Annotated in this window: 17 protein-coding genes and 1 other annotated feature; of the genes, 13 read left to right on the top strand and 4 right to left on the bottom strand. The window is 38.4% G+C overall.

Going from position 1 to position 20,995, the window contains the following annotated elements; genetic code table 11:
* The first annotated feature begins 10 nt into the window (after positions 1-10).
* Genes V7097_RS05420 through prpB form a run of 3 tightly spaced genes read left to right on the top strand, consistent with a single transcriptional unit; the run spans position 11 to position 3,921 of the window.
* Positions 11-1,516, top strand: a complete 1,506-nt coding sequence (locus V7097_RS05420; RefSeq protein WP_335702581.1) for a tripartite tricarboxylate transporter permease — start codon at positions 11-13, stop codon at positions 1,514-1,516.
* Between the two features lie 24 nt (positions 1,517-1,540).
* Entirely contained in the window at positions 1,541-2,983 is a 1,443-nt protein-coding gene (locus V7097_RS05415) for a bifunctional 2-methylcitrate dehydratase/aconitate hydratase (protein ID WP_335702580.1), read from the top strand.
* A 32-nt stretch (positions 2,984-3,015) separates the two neighbouring features.
* Entirely contained in the window at positions 3,016-3,921 is a 906-nt protein-coding gene (gene prpB / locus V7097_RS05410) for a methylisocitrate lyase (RefSeq protein WP_335702579.1), read from the top strand.
* Positions 3,922-3,990: 69 nt separating this feature from the next.
* On the opposite strand, the gene V7097_RS05405 is transcribed toward prpB, so the two are convergent.
* Together V7097_RS05405 and V7097_RS05400 are read right to left on the bottom strand one after the other, a co-directional pair.
* Positions 3,991-5,409 carry a hypothetical protein gene (locus tag V7097_RS05405; protein WP_335702578.1) on the bottom strand — a complete coding sequence of 473 codons (1,419 nt, stop codon included), beginning with the start codon at positions 5,407-5,409 and terminating at the stop codon, positions 3,991-3,993.
* A 118-nt stretch (positions 5,410-5,527) separates the two neighbouring features.
* A complete protein-coding gene (locus tag V7097_RS05400; protein WP_335702577.1) occupies positions 5,528-6,034 on the bottom strand; it encodes an antibiotic biosynthesis monooxygenase family protein in 507 nt (168 codons plus the stop codon).
* A gap of 249 nt (positions 6,035-6,283) precedes the next feature.
* Between V7097_RS05400 and V7097_RS05395 the strand changes: the two genes are divergently transcribed.
* The 4 genes from V7097_RS05395 to hemY all read left to right on the top strand — a co-directional run bounded on the left by V7097_RS05395 (position 6,284) and on the right by hemY (position 12,081).
* Positions 6,284-8,422: a transglycosylase domain-containing protein gene (locus tag V7097_RS05395; protein WP_335702576.1), complete on the top strand. Its 2,139-nt coding sequence runs from the start codon at positions 6,284-6,286 to the stop codon at positions 8,420-8,422.
* Between the two features lie 201 nt (positions 8,423-8,623).
* Positions 8,624-9,661 (top strand): uroporphyrinogen decarboxylase, encoded by a 1,038-nt coding sequence (hemE, locus tag V7097_RS05390; protein WP_438824200.1) that lies wholly within the window; start codon positions 8,624-8,626, stop codon positions 9,659-9,661.
* 22 nt (positions 9,662-9,683) lie between these two features.
* The gene (gene hemH / locus V7097_RS05385; RefSeq protein WP_335702575.1) at positions 9,684-10,619 is read left to right on the top strand and encodes a ferrochelatase; all 936 of its coding nucleotides are present in this window, start codon (positions 9,684-9,686) and stop codon (positions 10,617-10,619) included.
* A gap of 31 nt (positions 10,620-10,650) precedes the next feature.
* Positions 10,651-12,081: a protoporphyrinogen oxidase gene (gene hemY / locus V7097_RS05380; RefSeq protein ID WP_335702574.1), complete on the top strand. Its 1,431-nt coding sequence runs from the start codon at positions 10,651-10,653 to the stop codon at positions 12,079-12,081.
* A gap of 31 nt (positions 12,082-12,112) precedes the next feature.
* Here the strand turns inward: hemY and yhfH are convergent, their stop codons facing one another.
* Complete coding sequence (yhfH, locus tag V7097_RS05375) at positions 12,113-12,241, bottom strand: protein YhfH (RefSeq protein WP_229138450.1); 129 nt, start codon at positions 12,239-12,241, stop codon at positions 12,113-12,115.
* Between the two features lie 190 nt (positions 12,242-12,431).
* Between yhfH and V7097_RS05370 the strand changes: the two genes are divergently transcribed.
* From V7097_RS05370 to V7097_RS05350, 5 genes are all read left to right on the top strand, one after another.
* A complete protein-coding gene (locus tag V7097_RS05370) occupies positions 12,432-13,163 on the top strand; it encodes an MBL fold metallo-hydrolase (RefSeq protein WP_335702573.1) in 732 nt (243 codons plus the stop codon).
* A gap of 6 nt (positions 13,164-13,169) precedes the next feature.
* On the top strand, positions 13,170-14,159 hold the full coding sequence (locus tag V7097_RS05365; protein ID WP_335702572.1) for a lipoate--protein ligase: 990 nt from the start codon (positions 13,170-13,172) through the stop codon (positions 14,157-14,159).
* A gap of 171 nt (positions 14,160-14,330) precedes the next feature.
* The gene (locus V7097_RS05360) at positions 14,331-15,881 is read left to right on the top strand and encodes a fatty acid--CoA ligase family protein (RefSeq protein ID WP_335702571.1); all 1,551 of its coding nucleotides are present in this window, start codon (positions 14,331-14,333) and stop codon (positions 15,879-15,881) included.
* Positions 15,882-15,993: 112 nt separating this feature from the next.
* Complete coding sequence (locus tag V7097_RS05355; protein WP_335702570.1) at positions 15,994-16,770, top strand: enoyl-CoA hydratase; 777 nt, start codon at positions 15,994-15,996, stop codon at positions 16,768-16,770.
* 261 nt (positions 16,771-17,031) lie between these two features.
* A complete protein-coding gene (locus tag V7097_RS05350) occupies positions 17,032-17,337 on the top strand; it encodes an MGMT family protein (RefSeq protein ID WP_335702569.1) in 306 nt (101 codons plus the stop codon).
* A 26-nt stretch (positions 17,338-17,363) separates the two neighbouring features.
* Here V7097_RS05350 and argS read toward each other — a convergent pair whose 3' ends face one another.
* A complete protein-coding gene (argS, locus tag V7097_RS05345) occupies positions 17,364-19,049 on the bottom strand; it encodes an arginine--tRNA ligase (protein ID WP_335702568.1) in 1,686 nt (561 codons plus the stop codon).
* 43 nt (positions 19,050-19,092) lie between these two features.
* Positions 19,093-19,458: a binding site (T-box leader), on the bottom strand.
* A 163-nt stretch (positions 19,459-19,621) separates the two neighbouring features.
* On the opposite strand from argS, the gene V7097_RS05340 reads away from it, so the two are divergent.
* Entirely contained in the window at positions 19,622-20,884 is a 1,263-nt protein-coding gene (locus V7097_RS05340) for a M48 family metallopeptidase (RefSeq protein WP_335702567.1), read from the top strand.
* Positions 20,885-20,995: the final 111 nt, after the last annotated feature.

Genomic DNA, 20,995 nt, shown 5'->3' with positions numbered 1-20,995 from the left:
GGGAAGCACAATGGACATTTTTGATGGAATAATTACTGGTTTTAAAGTTGCGTTAAGTTTACAAGGATTGACATTTGTATTCTTAGGAGCGGTAATTGGGACATTAATTGGAATGATCCCGGGATTAGGTCCGATAACGGCGATTGCAGTTATGATACCAATTACATACGGTATGGATCCTGCTATGGCGTTATTGTTAATGGCAGGGGTATATTACGGGGCGGCTTATGGGGGTGCTGCATCTTCAATCCTTCTAAATGCACCTGGTGAATCAATGTCTGTACCAACAACCTTTGATGGATATCCTCTAGCGAAACAAGGGAAGGCAGGTAAAGCATTAGCTATCGCCGCGATCGCTTCGTTTGTTGGAGGAACAATAAGTGTTGTTTTATTAACACTTTTTGCTCCGATACTTGCAAATGTAGCAATCTCATTTGGTCCTGCAGAATACTTTGCATTAATGCTCATGGGACTCATGACGGTGTCAAGCTTTGCAGAAGGCTCAACGGTAAAAGCGTTAATTTCCGCAACTCTTGGATTTATTGTGGCAACAATCGGAATTGATGGTCAAACGGGTACAACACGATTTACATTTGGCAATGTAAATTTACTAGAAGGAATTGATTTTTTAGTCATTGCTTTAGGGTTATTTGCTTTAGCAGAAGTTAGTTCCCTTATTTTTGAACGTAAAGAAAGTGGTAATTTTTCAAATAAACTTGGAAGTCTTAAGTTGTCGAAGGAGGAATATAAAGAATTAGCTGTACCAATGGGAAGACAGTCATTAATGGGCTTTCTAATCGGGGTTTTACCTGGAGCGGGAGGAACGATTGCTTCCTTCTTAGGATATATTTCTGAAAAGAAGCTTTCTAAAAAGCCTCATGAGTTTGGTAAGGGATCAATTGTTGGATTAGCAGCTCCTGAAGCCGCGAATAATGGTGCCTCAAGCGGTGCCTTCGTACCCCTACTTAGTTTAGGGATACCTGGATCTGGGACAACAGCAGTAATGCTAGGGGCGTTAATCGTTCTAGGCGTGCAACCTGGCCCACTTTTAATGAATGATCACCCAGATGTGTTCTGGGGTGTGATCGCGAGTATGTATATCGGGAATGTGATTCTTTTAATACTGAATCTACCTTTAATCCCATATATCTCTAAAATATTGAAAATTCCACGTCCAATGCTTATTTCGTTGGTAGTGATCTTTTGTATAATCGGTGTTTATGGAATCAGCTTTAGAACATTTGATTTATTCTTATTGGTAGCTTTTGGACTTCTAGGTTATTTTATGGCGTATTTTAGATTCCCTGCTGCACCAATGTTATTAGCATTTATTCTAGGTGGCATGATGGAACAATCGCTACGACAGGCTTTAACAATTTCAGATGGAAGTTTACTCATTTTTGTTCAAAAACCAATTTCAAGTGCGCTTTTACTTATCGCGCTACTTTCATTTATTGTTCCAATTTTCCGTAGTAGAAAAAAGAAAAACAATATAGACACATCAATTGACGCATAAACGAATGAAAGGTAGGAATATAGAATGCAAGATATTAAAACAAATCCAAATCTAAAGACAGACGAAATTATTGAAAAGATTGCTGATTACGTGTTAAATCAGCCTATCGAAAGTGAACTAGCAATTGAAACTGCGAAGTATGTGCTGATGGATACCCTTGGTTGTGGCTTTTTAGCTCTAAGATATCCAGAGTGTACTAAGCATCTAGGTCCAATCGTACCGGGTACTGTTGTTCCAAACGGTAGTAGAGTACCTGGCACTCAATTCGAGTTAGATCCAGTCCATGCTGCTTTTAATATTGGCTGTGCAATTCGTTGGCTGGATTACAATGACACTTGGTTAGCTGCTGAATGGGGACATCCATCAGATAACTTAGGTGGAATTCTAGCTGTGGCAGATTATCTTAGCCGAAAACAGATTTCTGAGGGAAAAGAACCACTTAAGATGGAAACAGTTCTCGAAGCTATTGTAAAGGCACACGAAATTCAAGGTGTCCTTGCTTTAACAAACAGTTTAAATCGTAAGGGCTTAGACCATGTTCTGTTTGTGAAAATTGCCTCTACCGCTGTTGTTACGGCAATGCTTGGAGGAACTAAGGAAGAAGTCATGAATGCATTATCAAATGCATGGATTGATAATTCAAGCTTACGAACATATCGTCATTTCCCTAATACAGGCTCTCGTAAATCATGGGCTGCAGGTGATGCAACAAGCCGTGCTGTTCGCCTTGCTTTAATGGCTGTAAATGGGGAAATGGGATATAAAACAGCGCTTTCTGCACCAAACTGGGGATTCCAGGATGTTCTATTTGGAGGAGAAGAAATTACATTAGAAAGACCATTAAATTCTTATGTAATTGAAAATATTCTATTTAAGATCTCATATCCGGCTGAATTCCATGGTCAAACTGCTGCAGAATGTGCAGTTGAATTACACCCACAAATTATTAATCGATTAAATGACATTGATAAAATTGTAATTACGACACATGAATCAGCCATTCGTATTATTGATAAAACAGGTCCTTTGCATAATCCGGCAGACCGAGATCATTGTCTCCAATATATTGCCGCGATTGGTTTATTATATGGAACAATAAATGCTGATCACTACGAGGATGAAACAGCAAGAGATTCAAGAGTTGACACTTTACGCGATAAAATGGAAGTAGTTGAAAACAAACAATATAGTGAAGATTACTTAGATCCAAATAAGAGGTCAATAGCGAATGCAGTTCAAATTTTCTTTAAGGATGGAACAGCTACAGCAAATATTGAAAGAGAATATCCGCTTGGGCACCGTTTCAGACGTGATGAAGGGATTCCATTATTAGAAAGAAAGTTTGTAGATAATTTAGAAACACGTTTCCCACAAAAGCAAGCTAGTGAAATCTATGAATTATGTGGAGACCTAGAAAAACTATCTAAGATAAACGTTAATGATTTTATGTCAAAGCTAGTTATCTAAGAGAGACTAAAGTTCAAAATGAGGTGAATGAAATGGCTTGGATTGTTGACAAAGAACGAAGTCAAGAAGAACTAGCTTCGGCTTTTCGTAAACAAATGGAAGAACCCACGATTATGCAAATTCCAGGTGCACATGATGGAATAAGTGCTCTTCTTGCAAAAAAGTGCGGATTTGAAGCTTTGTATTTGTCAGGAGCAGCATATACCGCGAGTAGGGGACTTCCTGACTTGGGGATTGTAACTTCTGAGGAAATTGCTTCTCGTGCAAAGGATTTAATTCGTGCATCAAACCTACCACTTTTAGTCGATATAGATACAGGCTTTGGTGGAGTTCTTAATGCTGCCAGAACAGCGCGAGAAATGGTTGAAGCAAAGGTAGCAGCGGTACAAATTGAAGACCAAGACTTACCGAAAAAATGTGGCCACCTTAATGGGAAAAAGCTTGTTAGTCCTGAAGACATGGCCCAAAAAATAAGAATTATTAAAGAAGTGGCTCCATCCTTAATCGTAATTGCTAGAACAGATGCTGTTGCTGTTGAGGGAATTGATCGAGCGATCGAGAGAGCAAATCTTTATATAGAAGCTGGAGCTGACGCGATTTTTCCAGAAGCATTAACTTCAGAGAAAGAGTTTCATAAAGTGAAAAGTATGGTGAAAGCACCATTACTAGCCAATATGACAGAGTTTGGGAAAACACCTTATTATCGTGCAAATGAGTTTGAAATGTTTGGTTACAGCATGGTGATTTATCCAGTCACCTCACTACGAGTAGCAGCGAAGGCTGTCGAGGATGTTTATAACGAAATTAAAAACACAGGCACTCAGAAGGAATTCCTAGATAGAATGCAAACAAGAAAAGACTTATATGAAACAATTAGTTATTACGATTTCGAAAAATTAGATACAGAGATCGCTAGAACTTTATTGTCAGATAAGTAATATTATGGAAAAGGCCTCTCAAATGGAGAGGCTTTAATTTTTTTATGATAACTAACTTGTTATATAATATTATATTAAAAACATCGCTACAATCGTTGTTACTACCAACCCAATTGTTACTGGCAATAAGTTTTTCCTAGCAAGTTCAAATGGGTCAACTCCACATATTGCAGCTGCAGGAATTAGTGCCCATGGGACTAAGGTTCCTCCTCCAACCCAAATTGCTGCGATTTGGCCAAGTGCGGTTAAGGTTGCTGCACCAGCACCGAGGGCCGATGAGAACAATGCAGCTAGTGATCCAGCTAACGAAATTCCTGAAAATCCTGATCCGTCTAATCCGGTAATTGCACCTACTGTCGTTAAGGTAATTGCTCCGACTGGTGCGTTTAATGGTACGACAGATGCAAGACTAACTCCTAGGTCGTTCACGATCCCCTGTGAATGTTCAGGTAAGAAGTCACCAATTATTTTCATAAAACCAGAATCGCCAAGATAGAAAAAGGCAGCGATTGGGATAACCGGGCCAAATACTTTAAATCCAAATTGGAAGCCTTCAATTAAATAGGTTGTAGTCTTTTCTAGCCCAGCATTTTTATGCGCGGCGAGTGAAATGAGAAGAAGAATAAAAATGGATGTGCCTCCGATAAGTGCTGTTGCATCTCCACCGGAAAGATTTAATGTAGACATGGCGGCTACATCTAAGGCAAATAGGATTGGGATTAAGATTGCGAAGAAGCGTTTTGCTGATGGAGATAATAATTTTCTTAGTTCTTGTTCTTCCTGTTTTGAAAGTTCATTTGTTAATGGATTTGTATAATTTGATTCTCCACCAACTGAAAGGGTGCCCTTTCGCATGTCACGACGAAGGAAAATGTAGGCTGCGACTGTAGTCACAATCCCCATTACAAACACTAATGGAATACTTGCTTTGACAACCTCCAATACCTCGAGACCCGCAGCATCGGCAGTAAGCTTTGGAGCTGCCTGAATGATAAAATCACTCGACAATGCAATGCCGTGACCGAATAGGTTCATGGCCATTGCGACTCCTAATGCTGGCAAACCAACCCTCATTGCTACTGGTAGAAGAACAGCACCGATTAGGGCAACAGCAGGAGAAGGCCAGAAAAACCATGAAATTACCATCATCACAATTCCAATTGTCCAATAAGCAAGTGCCGGGGAACGTATCAGTTTTGCAAAAGGAGCTATCATGACATCATTGATTCCCGTAACAGTTAACGCCTTACTCATCGACACAATAATTGATATCACAAGGATGGTTGAGAGTAACTCGGTAATTGCATAAATAAAGCTATTAAAGACACCACTTATCGAAGCACTTATCGATCCGGTTGCGGTGATGGCTAGTAAAAAGATACCGATGATACATATAAGTGAGGTGTCTCTCCTCATCACCATAAAGCCGATGATTAAAAGGATAAACGAAACATATATCCAATGCAGGGAGGTTAATTCCACTAACATTGTAAAACCCCCATTCTTCCATTCCGAATAAATTCAAGCAAAGGTATCTACACATTTACCCATGTTTGTAATACAGAATATGTTGATGGGGATAAGGTGTGAGAAGTGCAAAAAAATATTAATCACCTTGTAATGAGTGAAAAGTCTTTGTATAAGCAGGTCCAGAAAAGATAGTTTTGTTTAAACCTGCTTTCGTTTTTTCAATTACTAGTTCAAGCTCCTCAAAGGCTGGAGAACGGGTCCAATCCAAATAAGAAGATTCTTTCAACCAAAAGCTTGCAACGACAAAGGTATCGCTTTTTATTGGACGAAGTGCGCGAAAGGCAATAAATCCGGATGTGTTTTGAAATAGTGACTTCATTTGTGTGATGTTGTATTCAAAGAGTGGCTTCCCTTCATCGGTCACTGGTACATATGTGAATGAAGCAAAACCTGCATCTTGAATAGTCCCCGAACCAGTGAGGACTTCAAATTTTCGCGGTGCAGCAAAAATGGATTTCTTAGTCGTTTCATGAAGTAAGATGGCAGTTTCATTATTGTAAAACACAGCCATATTTTCTTTTTTATGCTTTTTATTAAGCTTATCTAAAAAATCAACTGTCCCAAACGCAATATAAAAATTCACGTAACTCCTCCTTTATTTGCAATGTCGAGCTCCAGACGCCCATCGGCTCGAGGTCACAAGCTAATTAGCTTGTGAAGGCAAAAAGCGTTCTGTCAGCGCTTATATTGTGTTTGTCGCCGATAGGCAGGCGCCTTGCGCTTTTCTATACATAGTGAGAAACTTTTACAGTTATACTAAAAGATAACATAACAAACTTATCGAAAAAATGTTTAAAAACATCTGTAATCATTATTCCAAGGAGGTCACTGTATGAAAAAGAAATTATTTCTCTCACTTTTTGTTATTGCCGGTTCATTTGTCCTTGGATTGTGTGGGTATTTGCTTATCATATATGCAGGTGACTATGTCATTGATGACAAAAAGCTGGTCATGAATTCTGCAACAAAACTAGTCGATGAGGATGGACAATTTATTACAAAGCTCTATTATGAAAATCGCGACATTGTACCAATTAAAGATATTCCGGAATATGTCCAACATGCATTTATCGCGGTTGAGGATACTCGATTTTATAAGCATCATGGTATCGACGTTCAGGCGATTGGTAGGGCGATCTATAAGGATATTGTTGCCGGTGGAAAAGTAGAGGGTGGCAGTACAATTACTCAACAGCTTGCTAAGAATGTGTTCCTTACAAACGATAAAACGTTTCTTCGAAAAACAAAGGAATTAATTATCGCTATCAATTTAGAAGAGGAATATAGTAAACAGGAACTTCTTGAAATGTATTTGAATCAAATTTATTTTGGGCATGGTGCATATGGCATTCAGTCTGCATCAAAGTTTTATTTTAATAAAAATGTAAGTGATTTAACGGTTGATGAAGGGGCTCTGCTTGCAGCAATCCCAAAAGCGCCATCAACTTATTCACCTGTGCTAAATCCTGAAAAAAGTAAACAGAGACGGGATTTGGTTATTAACTTAATGGAGAAAAGAGGGTTTTTGCAACCCGAAGAGGCTGTAAGGGTCCAAGGAAAGACGCTTTCTTTGGATATTCATGAGGTAGATAGAGATCCAGCTTTATTAACCTATATCGATATGGTGTTTGAAGAGGCTAAGTCACGCTATAAATTATCAAATGAAGAATTACTAAGAGGTGGTTATACAATCACAGTTCCACTTCATTTAGAAATTCAAAAAACAGCTTACGAGCTATTTAAAGATCAAAAGAATTTTCCAGGTATCGATGACCAAGTCGAAGGTGCTTTCGTGTTACTCGACAATGATACTGGTGGAGTTTTAGCTAGTATCGGGGGAAGGCACTATGTAAGTCGGGGCATCAATCGAGTTGTGATTAAACGCCAGCCAGGATCGACAATAAAACCACTTGCAGTATATGGACCTGCATTAGAAGAAGATGAATTTGAACCGTATTCGATGCTGGTTGATAAGAAACTATCCTATGGTGAATATGCACCAAGCAATATATCAGGAATTTATAAAGGGAAAATAACGATGTATGATGCATTAATCGAATCTGCAAATGCACCTGCTGTATGGATGCTTGACCGACTCGGAATTGATACGGCTAAAGAATATTTAACAAAAACAGGAATCACCATTCCAGATCAAGGCCTATCGATTGCTTTAGGTGGACTGAAGGAGGGAATTTCTCCAATTGCAATGGCAAAAGCATATCGAGCCTTTGCCCGTGAAGGAAAAGTCATTGAACCACATGTGATTAGCAAAATAGAAAATCGAGAGGGAAAAGTAATTGGAGAGGCATCCGCCCATGAGAGTGAGGCGTTTACAAAACAAACAGCATGGTACATGACAAGAATGCTTGAAGGTGTTGTCGATAATGGAACAGCAAGAGTAGGGAGTTATTCAGGCGCACTTGCTGGTAAAACGGGGACAACCAATTTACCAGGCGTGGAAAACGGAATTAAAGATACATGGTTTGTTGGATATACCCCTTCTGTAGTGGGTGCTTTATGGATGGGCTATGACCGGGCAGATGCAACCCATTATTTAAAAGGAGGTAGTTCATCTCCAACGAAACTGTTCAAGAAAATTCTCGATCAATCAGAGTTGAAAAATGCCACAGCTTTTTCTGCACCAATGGATGTAGAAGAGCTCGAGCAACCAATAAGATTATCCGAAATCGATAATGTGAAAGCCAATTTAACGTTTAAGCCGCTAGGGCTATTTACGGTTTCTCTAAATTGGACACCTTCAGAAGATGAGCGGATTGAATATCGAATTTACGAGGAGAATTCGAGGTCTATTGAATATGTGGGTTCTGTTAGAGGAATTGGAGGCTATGAAATTGAAAATGTAAATATTTTTTCGATGCCTTCCTACTTTATCGTTCCTTATAATTCGCAAACAAAGGAAGAAGGTACACAATCACAATCTGTGAAGCCTACATTTTTCTCAAATAAATAAAACAAAAAAGGGTGGTGTTTTATTTACCACCCTTAATGTTCGTCAAATTTTTGACATTTGCCCCGGTTTTATATACAAGGATAGTAGAAACAATTATAGTGATAGAGTGAGGATAAATGAAACATATATTTAATAAATGAAATTTATTTGTGCTATTATGGTAACTATTGTGTGAAGATGTTGAAAGGTAGGTAAATACATATGCAAAAGGGTTTTAATGATACATTATTAAGGGCGGCAAGAGGTGAGAAGACTGAACATGTGCCAGTTTGGTTTATGCGTCAAGCAGGACGCTCCCAACCTGAATACCGAAAAATAAAAGAAAAATACGGCCTATTTGAAATTACCCATCAACCAGAATTATGTGCTTATGTCACCAGACTTCCAGTTGAACAATATGATGTGGATGCTGCAATTCTTTATAAGGATATTATGTCTCCACTTCCGGCACTTGGAGTGGACGTTGAGATCAAATCAGGTGTTGGTCCAGTGATTAGTAACCCAATCCGTTCTGTTAAGGACGTTGATAAGCTTGGAGAAATTCATCCTGAAGAGGATGTTCCATATGTAATTGAGACAATTAAGCTTTTAACAACAGAACAGCTATCAGTACCATTGATCGGATTTGCAGGGGCACCATTTACTCTAGCAAGTTATATGATTGAAGGTGGACCTTCAAAAAACTATAATAAAACGAAGGCTTTCATGTATCAAGAGCCGCAAGCCTGGTTTGCCCTAATGGATAAACTAGCAGAAATGACGATTACATATGTAAAGTCACAAATAGCTGCAGGTGTAAAAGCTGTACAAATTTTTGACTCTTGGGTAGGGGCATTAAATGTTGCAGACTACCGTCATTTCATAAAACCAGTCATGCATCGAATTTTCTCAGAACTTCGTGAGGAAAACGTGCCACTAATCATGTTCGGAGTAGGGGCTAGTCATTTAGCATTAGAGTGGCATGATCTCCCAGTTGATGTCGTCGGATTGGATTGGCGCTTGCCAATTATGAAAGCAAGAGAGCTTGGAATCACAAAAACAGTTCAAGGAAACCTTGATCCTGCCATATTATTAGCTCCTTGGGAAGTCATTGAAGAAAGAGCTAAAGAAATCTTAGACCAAGGAATGCAGCAACCAGGCTATATCTTCAACCTAGGCCATGGCGTATTCCCTGATGTGAAACCAGAGACACTAAAGCGTCTGACTACATTCATTCATGAATATTCGAAACGTAACTAATCTAGTTTCAGAGGTGTTATAAATGACAAAAAAGAAAATGGGATTACTCGTAATGGCATACGGGACTCCATATAAAGAAGAGGATATTGAACGGTATTATACACATATTCGTCATGGTCGAAAGCCATCACCAGAAATGCTTGCAGACCTTCAAAGTCGTTATGAAGCGATTGGTGGAATTTCACCACTCGCTAAAATTACGACTGAACAAGCTAAAAAACTCGAGGAGCATTTAAATCATATTCAAGATAATATTGAGTTTAAAATGTACCAAGGGTTAAAGCATATCGAGCCTTTCATAGAGGATGCAGTTGCGCAAATGAATAAAGATGATATTGAAGAAGCAGTGAGTCTAGTACTTGCACCTCATTTTTCAACCTTTAGCGTAAAAGCCTACAATGGTCGCGCCAAAGAAGAAGCAGAAAAACTTGGCGGACTAACAATTACTTCTGTCGAGAGCTGGTATAAAGAGCCTAAATTTATCGAGTATTGGGCAAATCAGGTGAAACAAGTTTTTGCTTCAATGCCTGATGAGGAACGTGAAAATGCAGTATTAATCGTTTCAGCACATAGCCTTCCCGAGAAGATCATTGCTGCAGGCGACCCATATCCTAGCCAACTACAAGAAACGGCAGATTTAATCGCAGAAGCTGCAGGTGTAAAAAATTATGAAATTGGTTGGCAAAGTGCAGGAAATACACCTGAGCCATGGTTAGGTCCAGATGTTCAAGATTTAACAAGAGACTTATATAATGAAAAAGGCTACAAAGCATTTGTTTACATTCCAGTAGGTTTCGTGGCAGATCACTTAGAGGTTCTATATGACAACGACTATGAATGTAAGGTTGTAACAGAAGAGCTTGGTGTCAGCTATTACCGTCCGGAAATGCCAAATGCTAAACCTGAATTCATCGATTGTTTGGCAACGGTTGTTTTAAAAGAAATAGACAAAATCTAGATTGAATTAAAAGCAAAGAAGGCGATGTTAAGTGAGTAATCAAAAGGTAGTAGTAATAGGTGGTGGGATTACTGGTTTAACGGTAGCTTATTATCTCCAGAAAGAGGCCAAGGAGAAGGGCTTAGATATAAAATGTACGCTATTGGAAGCGAGCCATCGATTAGGCGGAAAAGTGCAGACAGTTGAGCGCGATGGCTTTGTTATCGAAAGAGGCCCAGATTCCTTTTTAGCAAGGAAAAAAAGTGCTTCACGACTTGTCAATGAGGTTGGTCTAGGGGATAAATTGGTCAACAATACTGCTGGTAAATCTTATGTTCTTGTAAATGGCAAGCTCCATCCAATGCCAGGTGGATCTATAATGGGGATCCCTACTCAAATCGGTCCCTTCATCACAACGGGATTATTTACTCCGGTTGGTAAACTAAGGGCAGCAATGGATTTTGTATTGCCACGTACACCTGGTGAGGGTGATCAGTCACTTGGTCAATTTTTCAGAAGAAGACTGGGTGATGAGGTCGTTGAAAACCTTATAGAGCCATTACTTTCAGGAATTTATGCAGGGGATATTGATCGATTAAGCTTAATGTCAACTTTCCCTCAATTTTATCAAGTTGAGCAAAAATACCGGAGCTTAATCTTAGGGATGAAACAAACAACACCACCAAAGCCAAAGCCTAACGGGGAAACGAAATCGGAACCAAAAGGACAATTCTTAACTGTTAACACTGGATTGCAATCATTTATTGATACAATCGAAGCAAAACTAGAGCCAGGTTCAGTATTTAAAGGAATTAAAGTCGAGGGTATTGAAAAACATAACCACCATTATCTCATTAAGCTAAATAATGGAGAAGAAATTACGGCTGATAGTGTAGTCCTTGCGACACCTCATCATGTTACGCAATCTATTTTTAATCAATATTCCTTTTTCGATTCCTTTAAGGAAATGCCTTCAACATCAGTTGCAACTGTTGCAATGGCTTTCCCTGAAGAAGCGATTAATAACGATATTGATGGTACTGGCTTTGTCGTATCGCGAAATAATGATTATATTATTACTGCTGTTACTTGGACTCATAAAAAGTGGCCACACACCACACCTAAAGGTAAAGTGCTGCTCCGTTGCTATGTTGGAAAAGCAGGAGACGAAGCCATTGTTGATCAATCAGACGATGAAATTATCAAAGTGGTGCTTGATGATTTGAACAAAACCATGAACATCACAGACCATCCTGAATTTTCAATTGTAACAAGATGGAAAGATGCAATGCCACAATATACCGTAGGTCATAAGGATAGGATAGAATCAGTTAAGAAAAATGTTGCAGAACAATTACCAGGTGTCTTTTTAGCGGGAAGCTCTTATGAGGGTCTCGGGTTACCGGATTGTATTGACCAAGGCGAAGAAGCTGTTAAAAAGGTTCTTGAATACTTAAAAATAAATACACCCGTATTAGTGTAATTAGAAAAAGGAAGGCCGCGGCCTTCCTTTTTTATTTTATTTCGTTACAGTGGTCACATTTGTTCCCGTAGCACTCATGCTGCTCCTCGATATCATGCCCACACTCAACACATTTTTTAGCCGGAAGATTTTTAAAAAATTCTGTACTTTTTACTAACATTTTAACCCCTCCGTTTCTTATATTATTTATAGTGTACTATAACAGATGAAAATATGTCAATAACTGTTTTGTAACAAAGAACACAAAAATGTGAATTTTTTTTTCATATCGATTATAGTTGTAATGGATGGGGTAAACCATTGAAGAATTGTTATTTTAGCAATGGAATCAAGAAGAGAAAGGTGATCCTATGAAAGTAACAGTGGTGGGATTTTGGGGTGGCTTTCCGGCGGCAAATGAAGCCACATCAGGGTATTTATTTGAACATGAAGGTTTCCAGCTCCTTGTTGATTGCGGAAGCGGTGTACTAGCACAGCTTCAAAACTATATAAAAATTGATGAACTTGATGCGATTATTTTATCTCATTACCATCATGACCATGTAGCGGATATTGGTCCGATGCAGTATGCAAGACTAGTAACAAATGCGATACATAATCAACAAAAGAAACTTCCAATTTATGGACATACAGCGGATCAAGAAGGGTTTTCAAGATTGGAGCACAAAGGACATACAAAGGGGATTGCCTACAATCCTGATGAAACGATCGAAATTGGTCCGTTTTCAATTTCATTTATGAAAACTAAGCATCCAGTTGTGTGCTATGCCATGAAAATTAAAGCTGGTGGACAAACTGTTGTATTTTCAGCAGATTCTAGCTATATAGAAGAATTTATTCCGTTTACGAATGATGCAGACCTGTTTATTTGTGAATGCAACCTATATGCAGACCAAGATGGTTCCAATATGGGGCATATGAATAGCACAGAAGTAGGGGAAATTGCAGCTGCATCTGAAGTAAAAGAACTGTGGATAACCCATCTACCTCATTACGGCAATCATGAAGACCTTATCAAACAAGCATCAGAACAATTTAATGGCCATATCAAATTAGCAATATCAGGACTAACTTGGGAGTGAATTACGATGTTATTTATCGATAATAAAGGAATTAATGATCCACAAATTAACTTAGCTATAGAAGAGTACGCACTAAAAAATTTAGATATCAATGAAACGTATTTATTATTCTATATTAATGGTCCATCCATTATCATCGGGAAAAACCAAAACACAATTGAGGAAATTAATACTCAATTTGTAGAAGACAATGGGATTAAAGTAGTTCGACGCTTATCGGGTGGCGGAGCCGTTTATCATGATTTAGGAAACTTAAATTTTAGCTTTATTACAAAGGACGATGGGGAAAGCTTTCACAACTATAAAAAATTCACTGAGCCCGTGGTCGAAGCACTCCACAAGCTTGGTGTAAAGGCACAACTAAGTGGGAGAAACGATATCGAGGTTGAAGGAAGAAAAATTTCCGGAAATGCTCAATTTTCAACAAGAGGAAGAATGTTTAGTCATGGTACTCTTATGTTCGATTCTGAAATTGATCATGTTGTTTCAGCGCTAAAAGTGAAGAAGGACAAAATTGAGTCAAAAGGAATTAAATCTGTAAGAAGCAGGGTTGCAAATATCAGTGAATTCCTTACTGAAAAAGTTACAATTGAAGAATTTAGAGAAATGCTGCTTCGCTATATTTTTAACACAGATGGCGAAATTCCAGAATATAAATTAACGGAAAAGGATTGGGAAAAAATCCACCAAATTTCAAAGGAACGTTATCAAAATTGGGATTGGAACTACGGAAAATCACCAAAATTCAATTACCAGCATACACATCGCTTCCCAGTCGGATCTATTGATGTGCGCCTTGAAGTTCAAAAAGGAACGATTGAAAACTGTAAAATTTATGGCGATTTCTTTGGTGTCGGTGATGTTGAGGAAATTGAAAAACGATTAAACGGAACAAAGTATGAAAAAGCCGAGTTAGAAAATGCACTAGAAGGTATAGACATTCAGCATTATTTCGGTAAAATTACAAAAGAAGATTTTGTTAATTTAATTTATTAATATAAGACAGCAGATGGGTGAGAAGTTATAGATTCTTACCCGTCTTTTTTAAAAAAGCGCTATTTCAGTATTGATAGAAAAACTTTCTTTCAATATAATATATTTAGAATTTTATTTTTTGTCACTTAATGAATGATTATTCATTCATAATTGACTGAAGGAGGGAGAAAATTGAACTTATCAACACGTCTAGGGGAAACAGCAAAGAAATACTTCGACAAACCAGCATATATTTTTCAAGGGAATGCTAGTACATATGCTGAATTAGATGGTGCAGTAACAAAGTTTGCAAGTGGTTTAGAAAAGCTAGGAATCAAAAAGGGCGATCACATTGCTCTAGTATTGGGGAATACACCACATTTTGTAATTGGCTTTTATGGTGCACTCCGTATAGGTGCAACGGTAATACCGATTAATCCAATTTATACGGCAGATGAAATTGGATATATTGTTAATAATGGGGATGTAAAGGCAGTTATAATCTTAGACCTACTTGTTCCACTTTTTGAAAAGATGAATGAACACCTTCCTAAGGTTGAACATCTCATTTTATGCGAAACACCACAGGGTGCAGATAGTGGAGTAAATGTTTCAGAACTTTCCATCTACCCAAAAATGAAATCGTTTACAGAGGTAGTTGGTTCCGGCGATTTTTCATTTGTTGGACCTACCATGGAAGATGATGATGTTGCCGTAATTTTGTATACTTCTGGTACAACTGGAAAACCAAAAGGCGCAATGTTAACCCATAAGAACTTGTATAGTAATGCGAGGGATGTTGCGGAATACCTAAAGATTTCCGAACAGGATAAAGTGATCACTACGTTGCCGATGTTTCATGTTTTTTGTTTAACTGTCGCGTTAAATGCACCATTAATGAATGGTGGAACGCTGCTGATAGTGCCTAAGTTTAGCCCAAAGGAAATTTTCGAAATTGCAAAGGAAAACACAGCAACTGTTTTTGCGGGTGTGCCAACGATGTACAATTTCCTCCTTCAGTATCCTGAAGGAAAACCCGAAGATCTAAGCCCATTACGCTTATGTATTTCAGGTGGGGCAGCAATGCCTGTCGCCCTTTTAAAAGGATTTGAACAGAAGTTTAATGTTCTTGTATCTGAAGGGTACGGTCTTTCTGAAGCATCACCTGTAACATGCTTTAATCCGTTAGATCGTCCTCGTAAGCCTGGTTCAATTGGGACAAACATTGTGAATGTAGAAAACATGGTTATCGACGAAAATGGCGAGGAAGTTCCAGTAGGACAAGTTGGGGAACTGATTGTTCGTGGACCAAATGTAATGAAGGGCTATTATAAAATGCCTGAGGAAAGTGATGCAACAATACGTAATGGTTGGCTTTACACAGGTGATTTGGCAAAGATGGATGAAGAAGGCTATTTTTATATCGTTGATCGCAAGAAGGATATGATTATTGTTGGTGGTTACAATGTGTATCCAAGAGAGGTTGAAGAAGTCTTATACACTCATCCTGACGTAGTTGAAGCAGCTGTTGTCGGTGTTCCTGACCTAAATCAAGGTGAAGCGGTCCACTGTTATGTGGTGAAGAAAGACGCGAGTTTAACAGAAGAGGATCTCATTGCTTTTTGTCGTGAGCATTTAGCGAAGTACAAGCTTCCTAGTAAAATAGAATTCATTAATGAACTTCCTAAAAATACAACAGGAAAAATTTTGCGTCGTTCTTTAAAGGATTTAGTGACGAAATAAGAAGGGAGAGCAGGTCGATTTGGCCTGTTCTTTTATAAATTAATAAAGGAATTTTTCAGATAAAAGCGAAATAGGATGTAAGCGATATTAAAACTTTTGAAGAGGTGGATCCATGACTACAGTTTTATACCGAGTTGAAAACCATGTAGCAACTGTCACATTAAATCGCCCAGAGGCACTGAACTGTTTTAATTATAAGATGCTCAAAGAACTTGATGAGGTTGTTGATCACATCCGAACAAATGCGGAAGTTCGGGTCGTTATCATTACTGCATCCGGTGAAAAAGCCTTCAGTGTAGGTGCTGATTTAAAGGAACGAAAAACATTAAATGAAGAGCAGGTTAGAAGAAATGTTTATAAAATAGGTGAAGCTTTTGCGAATATCGGCGATCTTCCACAGCCAACAATTGCCGCGATAAATGGCTATGCATTTGGTGGCGGTATGGAGCTTGCTTTAGCCTGTGACTTCCGAATTTCAGTTGAAGATACTCAGATGGGACTAACGGAAACGAGTCTAGCTATTATTCCAGGAGCTGGGGGAACCCAACGACTTCCACGTCTAATTGGTGAAACAAAAGCAATGGAGCTTATTTTAACGGCCAAACGAATAAGTGCTGTCGAAGCGAAAGAATACGGAATTGTCTCAAGTGTTGTGCCTCGTGAAGAATTAATGGAAGCTTCTATGAAGCTAGCGAATGATATGCTGAAAAATGGTCCACTTGCCATACAGCAAGCGAAATTTGCAATTAAGCAGGGGATGAATACAGACTTACATACGGGCTTTAAAATTGAACGTAAAGCATATGAAGTGATCATTCCAACAGAGGACAGGGTCGAAGCACTTGCTGCATTTAATGAAAAACGAAAACCGAATTTTAAAGGGAAATAGATTTTATGATAGCGTCTCTTCGGAGGCGTCTTTTTGTATAGGTGAATTTTGCTAAAATTGATAGAATCAAAATAAAATCGATAGAAACGGATTAAAATCGATAGAATCAAAATAAAATCGATAGAACCGAATTTAAAATGATAGACCTCAAATAAAACCGATAGACCCAATTTCCAAAAAGAATTCATACGAAACCATTGAAAAGCCACCCGGAATATAAGACAATAATTACAAAAATCAATGTAAGGAACAACAATCAATATGAAACCATTTACCGAAAATGTTATTCAAATAATAAAGCAAATACCACCTGGAAAGGTGATGACTTATGGGCAAATTGCGAAGCTTGCAGGAAGCCCTCGAGGTGCAAGACAGGTTGTGCGAGTTCTCCATTCAATGAGTAAAAAGTATAATCTCCCTTGGTTTCGAGTGATTAACTCTAAGGGTGAAATCGCAATCAGTGATGAAGAAACTCACGCAGCCCAAATCATCTTTCTTGAGGATGAAGGAATAGAAGTGGTCAATCGTTCAATTGATCTTATTAAATATCAGTATCATCCAGAATAAAAGCCTAGGACCAAATCCTAGGCTTTCTACATTTCCTCAGGAGCTTTTACACCAAGTAACCGGAGTCCTTCATTCAGAACAATGGTAACGGAACGGACCAATGCGATTCGGTCATTCATTTCTTCATCTTCATGTAGAACCTTTACATGACTATAGTATTTATTGAATTCTTGGGCGAGCTCAATGATATATTTGGCAATAACAGATGGCTCATACAATTCCATACTTCTTTGAATGATGGTTGGGAATTCCATGAGAAGCTTAACAACTGACCAGCTATGAGTATCGGAAAGTCCTTTTGTTGGTGCATCTGAAACTGCTGCTTTTCTTAAGATAGAGCAAGCTCTCGCATGAGTATACTGAACATATGGACCAGTAGTCCCTTCAAATTTTAGCATTTCCTCCAGTGAGAATTCGATATTGTTGAGTCGTTCATTTTTTAAATCATGAAAAATGATTGCTCCAACACCGACCATTTTCGCAATATCTTCTTTGTTTTCTAGGTTTGGATTTTTGATTTCAATGTTTTGCTTCGCAAGCTCGATTGCTTCTTCAATAACCTCTTCTAAAAGAACGATCTTTCCTTTCCGAGTCGACATTTTCTTACCGTCCTTTAGGATGAAGCCGAATGGAACATGGACCATATTCTTAGCCCACCCAAACCCCATTTTTTCTAGGACAAGGAAGATTTGTTTAAAATGTAGGCTTTGTTCATGACCAACCACATAGAATGCCTTTTTGAAATGGTAATTTTCCTGGCGATAAATGGCTGCCGTTACATCACGTGTTGCATAAAGAGTAGCTCCGTCGGATTTCTTAATCAAGCAAGGAGGGAGGTTTTCTTCAGATAACTCAACGACCTCTGCACCCTCTGATTCGGATAATAGATTTAGATTATTAAGCATGTCGACAGTCGCAGCCATTTTGTCATTGTAAAATGCTTCACCATTTATTGAATCAAAATCAACATCAAGTAAGGAATAAATCCGTGAAAATTCCGTTAACGATTCCTCTCTAAACCAGCGCCAAAGAGATAATGCTTCCTCGTCTCCATCCTCGAGCTTTTTGAACCACATTCTTGCATCATCTTCAAGTTCAGGCTTCGTCTCAGCTTCCGAGTGAAAGCGTACATAAAGCTGGAGCAGTTCGGTAATTGGGTTTGCCTTAACCGTCTTCTCATTACCCCAAAGCTTATATGCCACAATTAGTTTTCCAAATTGTGTGCCCCAGTCACCGAGATGGTTGATTCGAATGGGCTGATAGCCGCATTTCTCAACAATATTGGCAAGGGAATTACCGATCACAGTTGAGCGCAAATGTCCCATTGAAAAAGGCTTCGCGATATTTGGTGAGGAAAAATCGATGGTAATTATTCCACCTTCACCAAAGTCATGGCTTCCATATTTCGTTCCTTCAGTAAGAATTGTTTGAAGGATGTGTTTGCTCACTTCCTGTCTGTTTAGAAAACAGTTTACATATGGGCCATCTGCAATAATTTTTTCAAAAAGCGGTCCCTGTATCGATGCTGCGATTTCCAGTGCGATAACCGCTGGTGCTTTTCTAAATTGCTTCGCGATTGTAAAGCTTGGGAAAGCGAGATCACCTTGTTCCTGGAATTTTGGTTTTTCAATAAGCTTTAAAACTTCGTCGTATGTTAAAACCTCCTGAAGGTGTTTCGATATTTCATCCGCATACACTTGTTTGACATTCATTTTCAAAACCTCCTATCTAAAATAAAAAAATCCCGTCTCTAAAAAAAGAGACGAGATTTACCCGCGGTACCACTCAATTTGTTCATGATGAACCAAACTTAATAAGTAACGGGTTCCCCCGGCACACCCTACTAGAGGAAGTTCAAAAAAGTCCGGTGAAAATGACACATCGAATTTCTTCGTTGGCTTGCTTTTCCGTTCCTCACGTATTAACTGCATACGCTCCGGTACTCAAAGCTGCACCGCCTCGAAATTCTTGGTCCTTTTCATCCTCCTTTTTGAACCACTATAACATTTTCAGGTGAGCTTCTCAGAAGTGCGGTTCATCTTGATTTCACCATTGGGCTTCCACCATCCCCAACTCGCTATTGGTCTAAATCAGGATTACTCTCTTCATCATAGAATTTCAGATATATTTTATTCATGATAACTAATAATTAAATAGAAATCAATGGGTTTTTTCAAGGCTTATATTGTCTAAAATGGATTATATTAAAAGATTGTTCTAACTGGCCTCACTTTAAACTAAAATACTACTAAGAGGGGTTGTACATATAAAGGGGGACAGCTTAGTGAAAAAAGTAATCGGTTGGTCACTTGGAATTTATCTCGTCTTTGGCCTATTTATAGCATTGTATTTATTTTTTGGAGCAAATACGGACATCCCTGCCCAGTTAAAAGGAAGTCCGGCAGATCCACAGACATTTATGAATGAGCGTGAACTGCTATTAAGTGAAGAGTATTCACAGATAAGGAATCTATTGTTTTTCCTGTCTACACCATTTGAATGGCTCATTTATATTCTAGTCCTTGTAATCGGCATATCTGCAAAATTCCGTGATTGGTCAAAAGTATCAGCAAAATTATCGATCCTACAAACGGCGATTTATCTATTTTGGCTATCCTTGCTAGTTGAGGTTTTATCTTTTCCACTTTCTTGGATAAGCTATAATCTTTCTAAAAAATATAATATAACCGTTCAATCCACGCAAAGTTGGATGAAGGATCTCCTGATTGATTTTTGGGTGAATTATGCGTTAATGATTGTGATTGTGGGTGTCTTGTTCTGGTTGATTCGAAGAAATGAAAAAAGATGGTGGTTTCATGCATGGCTTCTGTCCATTCCATTTTCGATGTTTCTTATGTTTGTACAGCCAGTCATTATTGACCCACTCTATAACGATTTTTTCCCATTAACGAATAAAGAATTAGAAACGAAAATTCTTGAGTTGGCTGATCGTGCAGATATCCCAGCAGATCATGTATTTGAAGTGAATATGTCGGAAAAGACAAATTCACTAAATGCATATGTAACAGGAATTGGCTCCAATTCTCGGATTGTGCTTTGGGATACGACACTTCAGCGTCTAAATGAAAATGAAATTTTATTCATTATGGCTCATGAGATGGGGCATTACGTGATGAAGCATATTTATATTGGAATTGCCGGATATTTACTTTTAACGTTAGTGGGACTATTTATTATTAGTAAACTGATGACCTTTATGGTTCGAAAATGGGGCCATGTGTTCAAAATCTCAAGTGTCAAAGATATTGCGGTATTGCCAGTGTTTTTATTGTTAATCTCCTTATTAAGCTTTGTCTCTGATCCAGTTTCAAACGCTGTTTCAAGACACCAGGAAAAGGATGCTGACTTATACGCACTTGAAATGACAGAGGACAATCAATCAGCAGTCACTTCCTTTCAAAAATTATCAAAAGCTGGCCTAAGCCAAGTGAACCCACCATTCCTAGTAAAGATTTTTAGATATGGTCACCCAACAATGCTTGAAAGAATTACGTATATGAACGAATATGAAAAAGGCGAGAAATAAAAAAATGCCTTGTTTACAGAACAATTCTGTAGGCAAGGTTTTCTTTATGATCGCGTTGTTATAGTACAGGAAACACTTTATAAAAATTGTTATATAAAAATTTACAGAAAA

The organism is Bacillus sp. JJ1562 (assembly GCF_036962705.1).
Taxonomy (GTDB): domain Bacteria; phylum Bacillota; class Bacilli; order Bacillales; family Bacillaceae_L; genus Ferdinandcohnia.
The sequence above is the reverse complement of the archived record's forward strand: the minus strand, read 5'-3'. Positions and strand labels throughout refer to the sequence as shown.